At 58.0% G+C, this 8514-nt stretch carries 9 protein-coding genes; 2 read left to right on the top strand and 7 right to left on the bottom strand.

Features of this window, described 5'->3' with window-relative positions:
• Nucleotides 1–53 precede the first annotated feature (53 nt).
• From ACGYLD_RS17235 to ACGYLD_RS17220, 4 genes are all read right to left on the bottom strand, one after another.
• The gene (locus ACGYLD_RS17235; protein ID WP_394403341.1) at nucleotides 54–1124 is read right to left on the bottom strand and encodes a DUF6538 domain-containing protein; all 1071 of its coding nucleotides are present in this window, start codon (nucleotides 1122–1124) and stop codon (nucleotides 54–56) included.
• 249 nt (nucleotides 1125–1373) lie between these two features.
• The gene (locus ACGYLD_RS17230; protein ID WP_394403339.1) at nucleotides 1374–3740 is read right to left on the bottom strand and encodes an AAA family ATPase; all 2367 of its coding nucleotides are present in this window, start codon (nucleotides 3738–3740) and stop codon (nucleotides 1374–1376) included.
• Nucleotides 3741–3832: 92 nt separating this feature from the next.
• On the bottom strand, nucleotides 3833–4789 hold the full coding sequence (locus ACGYLD_RS17225; protein ID WP_394403337.1) for a GIY-YIG nuclease family protein: 957 nt from the start codon (nucleotides 4787–4789) through the stop codon (nucleotides 3833–3835).
• Between the two features lie 137 nt (nucleotides 4790–4926).
• Nucleotides 4927–5382: a hypothetical protein gene (locus tag ACGYLD_RS17220; protein ID WP_394393651.1), complete on the bottom strand. Its 456-nt coding sequence runs from the start codon at nucleotides 5380–5382 to the stop codon at nucleotides 4927–4929.
• A 110-nt stretch (nucleotides 5383–5492) separates the two neighbouring features.
• On the opposite strand from ACGYLD_RS17220, the gene ACGYLD_RS17215 reads away from it, so the two are divergent.
• Nucleotides 5493–5669: a ribbon-helix-helix protein, CopG family gene (locus ACGYLD_RS17215; protein WP_394393648.1), complete on the top strand. Its 177-nt coding sequence runs from the start codon at nucleotides 5493–5495 to the stop codon at nucleotides 5667–5669.
• Nucleotides 5670–6191: 522 nt separating this feature from the next.
• Here the strand turns inward: ACGYLD_RS17215 and ACGYLD_RS17210 are convergent.
• Nucleotides 6192–6893 (bottom strand): glutathione S-transferase family protein, encoded by a 702-nt coding sequence (locus ACGYLD_RS17210; RefSeq protein WP_394393646.1) that lies wholly within the window; start codon nucleotides 6891–6893, stop codon nucleotides 6192–6194.
• Nucleotides 6880–7488 (bottom strand): NAD(P)H-dependent oxidoreductase, encoded by a 609-nt coding sequence (locus ACGYLD_RS17205; protein ID WP_394393643.1) that lies wholly within the window; start codon nucleotides 7486–7488, stop codon nucleotides 6880–6882. Before ACGYLD_RS17205 ends, ACGYLD_RS17210 begins: the two co-directional genes overlap by 14 nt.
• A gap of 133 nt (nucleotides 7489–7621) precedes the next feature.
• Here ACGYLD_RS17205 and ACGYLD_RS17200 point away from each other — a divergent pair, with 133 nt between their 5' ends.
• The gene (locus tag ACGYLD_RS17200) at nucleotides 7622–7996 is read left to right on the top strand and encodes a winged helix-turn-helix transcriptional regulator (RefSeq protein ID WP_394393642.1); all 375 of its coding nucleotides are present in this window, start codon (nucleotides 7622–7624) and stop codon (nucleotides 7994–7996) included.
• A gap of 214 nt (nucleotides 7997–8210) precedes the next feature.
• Here the strand turns inward: ACGYLD_RS17200 and ACGYLD_RS17195 are convergent.
• The coding region (locus ACGYLD_RS17195; RefSeq protein ID WP_394403334.1) for an ArsR/SmtB family transcription factor at nucleotides 8211–8514 on the bottom strand (304 nt) is incomplete at its 5' end.

Raw genomic sequence — 8514 nt, 5'->3', positions numbered from 1 at the left:
TTGGATATGGTCATCGTCCTTGCTCCTCTCAGGAAGCATGGACCAGATCGCAATTACACAGAAGATCGGACACTCTCTCTACGATCGAGCCCCCATAAAAATGGGGGGATTACCTCAGCATCTTTGCTAAACTTGGCACCTTTCTTCTCGTCCTCAAATATGTAGGCACCAGTGACCCTCAACCCGTTAATTTTGTCATTGAACCAATCATCCCACAAATCGAGAACGGTTGGATCGCTCCCATCAAGTATGCGTGCTGGCTCTAAGTGTTCACCTCGCAATTTGACCGACCGGCCATTCAGTTCATGGACGGTAATCGGTGTTGCCTCCTTTTTCTCTGCTACTTTTTCGTCACCCACTGCGACCGGAGGCGCTGCACTAATTTGCTCCGATTTTTCAACAGCTGCCTCGTAGGATACATTTTGCTCTGTCGGAACGGGCGTTGATAGCGCGGCGGCGGTAGCCAGTGGTGCAGCAGCCGAAGTCATGTTCAAAGAAGCGCTTTTGTCACTGTGAAGGGATGCAAATTCACATGCCGCTTTGCCAGGCGTGCTCATTCTGAGCAGTGCTTCTGTGATGGCAGAGTCCTGCCCGGCGCAAAATCCTCGAGCTCGGCGCTCACGCTCTTCGCTGACGGCAATCATGGTCCGAACCATCTTGTCTGCCAGAACCGCAAAATCGTCTTCAGCTTCGTCGAGAGTGATCCCGAGGCGCTGTGCTGTATCTCTAATAGGCTGAAATGCAGGGCTCCGGTCGCAAAGAAAAATCGCATCACGCAACGAAGCACGTGCGGCGCCCTCTAAAGCCAGCGCGGCCTCGCCCGCTTCTCGCGTGCGAGGGCCGGTGAGTGCATGCACTCGGTCTGCAAGTTCAATCTCGATCTGCGCATAGGCAATCAAGATCTCGGTCATGAAATCAGGGGGCATCTTCTGCTCCGCTTTGAAGCAGATCTCGCTAACAGCGGTTAGTCGCCGGGCGAGCTCTGCGGCATCGCGGGGGACATGCGTTCGCAACGAAAAACAGAAGAATGCCGGTTTGAATCGATTTTTTACTGCCGCAGGCACGCGGCGCCGCCAGTAAAATCCGGTGGATCGAAGTTCGAGATGGTGTTGGTGCGTCGTCATCGTCAGGGCTCCTCAGGTTGGAGGTGCCGCAAATTCCTGAGCGTCTGTGCAGAGCTCTGTGCAACAATCTGTGCAGAGCAAAACGCAAAACCCCCGGACCTCTGCAGAGGACCCGGGGGTTTTTGCTTTATCTTCAGCGGCTTGCTGAAGGATTGGCTCCGGCGGTAGGGATCGGAGCGAATTTCGGATCTAGGCATTCAAGATTTTGTTATTGCTCACTTTTAAATCCATCGAAGCATGCTCATTTTTCTATATGTGCAACCAACTGTGCAACCATTTGTGAAACTTTTCAAGCCGTGGACCAATCGCCTCGAAGCCGCGGTGCTTAGCTATTGCCGTGGCTGGACCGAAGGCTTTCAGACCCGTTGATGCGCGCCGGTCAACAACCGAATTTCGGCAATTCGTGTTTTTTCCGCATAAGAGTTCTGAAATGCGATCGGCTGAAAACTCACGCTCTTCGACCATCGTTACTGCGATCCGAAGGATATCTTTTCGGTAGGTCTGGATGATCTTACGGGCGATCTCCTCCGCGGCTCCTAAACAATTCTCCACATCGGCGTTTGCAGCGTGTGCGGTTCCGTACCGCAGTGTGATATCGATCGGAATGTGCGCAAGCTGAGTACCCAAGCCCCATTCAAATAGGGCGCGGCCAGCGAGGCGCGTTGCTTCGGCGAGGTCCGAGCTGGGCCCAAGCCCGGCTCCGTTAGAAACACTGCCCAGGATAACCTGTTCCGCAGCCCGCCCGGCCATCAGCGTCGCAATACGGTGCCGGACAGTTGTTTGGCATTCCAAGGGGCTTTCCGGAATTTCAACGGATCCGCCAGTGTTTGTCAGCACAGCCTTTCTGGCGGGCGGAATGCCGAGATGATGGGCAACGACGATGTGACCGGCCTCGTGGACAGCCATACGCCAGAGCAGGTATTGATCATGAGGCCGTGCGATCCTTGATGCGGCATCCTGCAGGTGTTGGTCTTGCAATTCAACGGCTTCTGATCGAGCCAATCCGAGCGCTTCGCGAACAATTCCCACAACCTGGGCTCCGGATGCTCCCAACAGCTGATTTGCGATGGGCGCAAGGTCAAACTGGCCTTCGGGCTTTCCGATTGCCTTCGCGAGAATGCGGATGATCGCAGCGCGTTCCGGATGGCCGATCTGCAAGTGGGTGTCGAAACGTCCGGTGCGGATGATCGCCGGGTCAATCATATCGCGGTAGTTCGTGGCCCCCATCACCACCACGCCCGGCGTGTCGTTGAGCACGGACAGGTGTTCGAGCAGCCCATTGACCACGCCGACAATGTAATCGTTTCGGCGGCTAGGCACGTTCCGGTGGGTGAAGGAGTCCAACTCGTCGAGAAAGAATACACTGGGGGCGTTCCGGATGGCTTCGTTAACCTTGTCAGACAGTGCGCGAAGCATGTCACCTTGATGGCCATGCCGCTGACAATCGGAATAGCTTGTCGAGATCAGAGGCACCTCAAGGGAACCCGCCAATGCCGCTGCGAGCAACGTTTTACCGTTTCCCGGCGGGCCATACAAAAGGACGGAAGCGGGGACCTCTGACCACGCCAGGTTTCTGGAACGCCACGCTCCGATGTCAGCGACCAAACGATCCATGCGGTCGCGTGCGGCGTCATTCAGCACAACATCTTCCAAGGTTTTTCCGGTAGGTTTCCGGAGGCGGGCCGCTGCGTCTGCAAGGGTTCTTGCGACAGTGAGTGTCGTCGGTTCGCGAAATGCGCTCTCAATGACTGCAAGCGGCAAGGCGGCAAGAGAACTGGACTCCGAGAGCAGCGTGCGGAGATTTTCCGTGGCAACCTCGCCAGTCGCAGAATGCGTGACCCGCAGGACCTCAATCCAGATTTCAGCCGATAGCGGCGGGAGGTGGAGAGCACTTTGACACATCGCGCGTCCGACGGGGGGAAGAGAAGCGAGGCCCTGGGTGAGAACGATAACTTTCGCACCTTTGCGAACCGCAGAAGCGATGGCATTCTCAAAATGCTCTCCCCGCTTCTCTGTTTCGCTTTTGGAGCCCGTCAGCGCCTCTTGTTGAACGACGATTTCGAAGCCCCGCCACCGGCTATCCAAATGATGATCCAAGTCTGAAAGCCACTCCAGGATCCGCTCGATCTCGCGCCGAACAGCTTTCAGGTCTTGGGAGGATGCGACCGCAAGCTGGGTGAAAGACCGCGACTTCGTAAAGACTTCGATGTCTTTGTCGCTTTGAAGCAAGGTCGCGAAGCGCGCGGCGTAGAGCAATGAAGCCACTGGAGGCTGAGGCAAAGGGCTGGTGCGATGGGTATCAAGTTCCTCCGCCCAAGGGTCACAGCGCTCTGCGATGGCTTCCGCGACCTCGCTGTCGGTCATTCCGGAAGCCGCTGGTGTCGCGGAATAGAGCGCATCGAAACGCGCCTGAAGCGGTGTGAGCATCGCGTCGAAACTGGGCGGCACGCCAGTACCGACGCCGAGGTCGCAGGTCTCCGCGTCAAAATCAGCAGGTGAGCCGCTGATGACGCGGGCTTCCGCGACACGGTCGCGATGCCAAAGGGCAATGCGACGCAAGAGAGGGCGCATGATCGAGCGAACATGCGGAGAGAGCGCGCTGGCGCGCGGGTTCAATGATAGTGGTGCCATAGGGGAAAGGTTCCGGAAACGATGGGAGGGAGGAAGCGCAGCGCAGGGCGCGGCTACGCTTCGGTATCAGTAGGAGGTCAGAATGGAGGCATGTCCGAAGTCGGATCCCAACCGTCGACGACGGCATCGAGAAGGTCGGAAATAAAGGCCTCCGCACGATGGTCATAAATTTCACTAACAGTACGGAGGTGCTGTTCGAAATTCTTAGACGGCACGATCAGGTCGGGCCAAGAAGCTGCAATGAAGGAGTGCAGTGCCTTTTCGATGCGGACAGCCTGATGTCCCGTTGTCATCGGGATGTCGCGAATGACGGCCCCCTTGGTCACCAGCGGGTCATGCTGGACCTGCCGCACCCGGTATTCCGGATTGCTGCTGTACCCCAGTTTGATCACCGGAGATTCCGGAAGCTGGAAGCGGAGGAGGTAAATCTTGCTCGGCTTGGATGTCCAGCTTTCACCGCAGCTGGCGCAGTCGACGTCGCCGTGCCGCATGTTTGCAATCGTCACGTTTTGCCGGTGGCCGCAGGCGTGTTCGTATCGACGATAGCTGGCATGCTTGCGGTCTGCATTGCAGATCAACTGCCAGCCCTGCGCTTCTGCCTCTCTGGCATGACGTGCTCTCAAACAAATACCGCAGCTCAATTTGTGCCCACCAGCCGCCGCGGTCTCGACACGTGTATGCTGCCGGCGATCGGCATGGCCGCAGGGCAACTCGTAAAGGCCGTAGCGTCGCTTACCTTTTGGGTCAGGTCCTAGAAGGGTAGCACCATAGCCCGCGGCGGCATTCTCGCGGCGCGTTCGGATACAATGAGGACATTCTGGATTGTGATCTCGAACAACGCTGACGCGCTTCGGAGTCGGCGAACCACAGGTCTTGCACCCAAGAACGAGGTGCTCATGACTGACGGCACGGCCTACGATGGCAAAGCCTTTTGCATCTGCGGCTTTCTTCCAATTCGCGAGAATGGGCCCGTGGTGAACTCGTCGGAATTTTCCATCGATTGGAAAGGCGTAGATAGAATTGGTGATAGGCATTCAAGACTCCAATCGAATCTGTCGCGCGCCGGAGGAAGGAGCGGTCGCGGGGTGGGGTTTTGGGAAGGAAAGCTGCCGCATCGAAGCCGTGCGAGGCGCACCAAAAGGAATAGTGCGGCAACTGATTTCGCGTCCGATCAGCGCAGGCTCATGACGACCAAGTTCGCGCTGTAGGCTTCCAAGAGGCAAAACGCTTCTTCCAGCAGGTCGGCCACTCCGGGGCACGCCTTTCTGTGCTTCTTTGCGCTCGACAGGATGTGCGCGCCATGAAGACTGACACAAGTTGGTTTCGGGGCCTGTTCCGGAATGGTCTCAAGCATCCGTGCCGCGGCTGCTTGCAGATCCGGGTGCCCATCTTGCGTATTCTGAACGGCGTGCAGCGACTGGATGCAGGCTGCCCAAACCGATGCTGCGGCATGGCCCAGTTTTGCGCGGCTAGGAGCATTCGACGGTGCCGCGAAATACTCCCAATCCGCACGGAGCGCCGCGAAGAGAAGATCCAGAGTATTCCGGAACTCCAGACGGTCGGGAGACGCGAACTCAACAGAGGGTTCAGCCCCGTTCGGTGCCGTGGTAGTATGTGTGTCAGCCATAATGATCTCCATCTGATCGTTTCGGTTAGCGAAAGCGGAGGAGTTGCAGCTTCTCCGCTTTCGTGCTTCCATATGATATCAAGAAATCAAACCTGTCAATAGGCAATATCATGAAATCACGCGGACGCCCAAGAGTCGACACTCAACCGGTCATGGTTAGGATGCCAACAGAACTTTTAGCGGCCCTAGACGAGGCGCGGCGAGTGGATGAAGATCTCCCCAGCAGGCCGGAATTGATCAGGCGGATCATTGAGGACTGGGCTGCGCGGCGAAGGCGGGAGAGTTAGTTTTCATTGCAGTGACTAGGCTATGCTAAACCTAAAAAAATCGACCAGCCGGGGTCTATATTTGACGCAAGCAAACCATATCCGAACGCGGCGAGCGCGTATGTTCGCCGTTGCCTAGAGCCATTACTTTGGGCGGGGAGGAGCCATTCGCCGCTGTTGCGAGGGGGGATTGCGCTGGAACAGTAGGAGCAGACGTTCAGATGGGCATGAAACCGAATGGCACGCGGCACCCCCGCAAGTCTCCTCCGAGCCCAAGAAGACTTCGTAAATATCTGGAGGCTTCGGTGGCAGGATAGATGCGCTTGTCGCGAACGGCCCGAAGCGGTTTTCAGTCAGTGCCGCGGCGAGTGTCTGCTCACCGCCCGGAGCAACCGGGTCAGCTCTCGGCCCATTCCCGACCTTCAGAACACTGCTTCGACGCTGCTTCGCAGCAGCATCAAGCGGACATTGATCCGAACCACTGCTCTTAGAAGGGAAATGACGCGCTGACTTGACCTCTCCGTGAGACAGCGCGTCAGCTGTTCAGCGGAAACGCGCTGCGTTCTCTGCGGCCGCAGCCTCCGTATCGCCCTGACCGAAAGCCGACGATCGCGGCTCCGGCAGTTGCAGCGCCTCCTGGACCCGCGGCATGGCGTCAATGCGGTCGAACCACGCTTGCAGGTTCGGCAATCCGTCGACGCTCACCGTGGCCCAGAAGTAGCTGCGCGCCCAGGGGTAGGTCGCGATATCCGCGATGGACATCGCATCGCCGACCAGCCAGTCGCGCCCGGCAAGCCGCGTATCCAGCACTTCCAGCAGGCGGCGGCTCTCGGTCACGTAGCGGTTAACGGCATAGGGCACCTCGTCGCCATTCGGCTTGGCGATCCGCTGGAAGAACATTGCCTGGCCCATCATCGGGCCGATCCCGCCCATCTGGAACATAAGCCATTGCAGCGTCTCCGAGCGCTCCTTGAGATCGTGGCTGAGGAAGCGGTCGTATTTCTCGGCGAGATAACACAGGATCGCACCGCTCTCGAACACGGCGAAGTCATCCGCGCCGCGATCCACGATGGTCGGAATGCGCCCGTTCGGATTCAGGCGCAGATAATCCGGCGCCTTCTGCTCCTTCTTGCCGAAATCGATCGGCACCAGCTCATAGTCGATCTGCGCTTCGTGCAGGAAGATCAGAGGCTTCCAGCCGTTCATTGTGTTGGCGGTGTAGAGGACAATGTCAGGCCGCGTCATTAGAAAACTCCCCGAAGGTCATTGCCAGATGGTCGTCGAACCGGGCAAGATCTGTGGTTACGTCGGGGTTCTTCATCACGTCGAAAGCCCCGAAAGTCGGCAGCGGCGCCATGCCGAAGAACTTGGCGTTCAGATGGACCGGGCGCAGGAGGTCGTCCAGGGACATGCCCTCGAAGAACGGCTCTGCCGGGTCGTCGAAGGCCTCAGCCGGGGCGTTCAGCGTTGCCGAGATCATGTAACGGGTTCCTGCCAGCTTGCCGCCCATGCCGTAATTCGCTTTCGGTGCGGCAGCGCTACGCCCGTCGCCGTTGCTAAGCTGCCCGCCCATGCCGACCGTGTAGACCTCGTCCATGTATTTCTTGAACGACCACGGCACGCCCATCCAGTTCACCGGGAACTGCAGGACGACCCCGTCCGCCCAGAGGTGGCTGTCCACCTCGGTCTGCACATCGTAACCGGCTGCCACCGTAGTCAGGCGGACCTCGTGTCCCTGCGCCGCAAATGTGGCCTTGGCGCGCTCTACCAGCGTTTCGTTGAGTTTACCGGGGGCAAATTCATAGGGTTGCGCGCCGTTCAGAATGTAGATCTTGCTCATGTCGTCTGTTCCATCGTTGCTGCGCCCGCTTGACATAGGCGGGGTCCGGGATGAGATGAATGTGGTGGGCAGCAAAAACAACCAGTATACTTTTTGTAACCTAAGCCGGAACAGATCAGCGGAGCGCGAAACGATGGATGCAAAGATCGAAATAGACGGTGCTGGCCGACGGAGCGCGGCAAATGCCTGCACCGAGCCCTGCGCGATCGAGCGTGGCATGCGGATCATCGGAGGGAAATGGACTGGCTCTATCCTTTGGCACGTCAAAGATGGGCCGGTGCGGTTCAACGACCTCGCCCGGATGATCGGCGGCGCATCCAAGAAGATGATCACGGAACGCTTGCGGCAACTCGAAAACCAGGGGCTGGTTAGGCGCGAAGTCTGCGACACTGCTCCGATCACCGTGGTTTACGAAATCACCGACTTGGGGCGCACAGCCTTGGGTTTCCTGGACGAACTGCGCAAGTGGAGTGAGGGCCTGCAGAAGAGTTTGACCACCGAAAAGTGATGGCCTGTAGATGGCATGATCGGCCCAAAGGAGACATTGACCGACGGTCGCAGTGCCGCAATGCAGCTTCCCCAAAGCGGACGTTGTCGGCGGAGTGCAGCATTTTGGTATGGTCAATGACCGCAATGCGGACAAAGCGCCATTTTGCTGCGGCTGCGCAAATGGCTGCTTTAGGCCTGGCGTACCAATAGAACATTGCAGCAGGACACGTCGGTTAATCCGTATAGCTTCGGCAGGCATCGACCCCTACGGCTGTCGAGGCAAGTAGTTGATCTGCGTCGCGGATGAGATCAGCAATCCGCCTGTCCGCAAGGCGATACCGGACGAACCGACCTTCGTTCCTGCGACTGACCAGACCGCAATCCAAAAGGCAGCGCAGATGGTTCGAGACATTGGGCTGACCAAGACCTGTTTGGGTAACGATTTCCTGCACGCTGCGTTCGTCCGACAGTAGCGCATCGAGGATCGCAAGACGGCTGGGGTCGCCGAGACCCCGGAAGAGCTTTGCCCGCGGCTCA

The organism is Sulfitobacter sp. 1A12056, from assembly GCF_043558125.1.
GTDB classification, from domain to species: Bacteria; Pseudomonadota; Alphaproteobacteria; order Rhodobacterales; family Rhodobacteraceae; genus Sulfitobacter; species Sulfitobacter faviae.
This window is presented reverse-complemented; position numbering and strand designations above follow the sequence as displayed.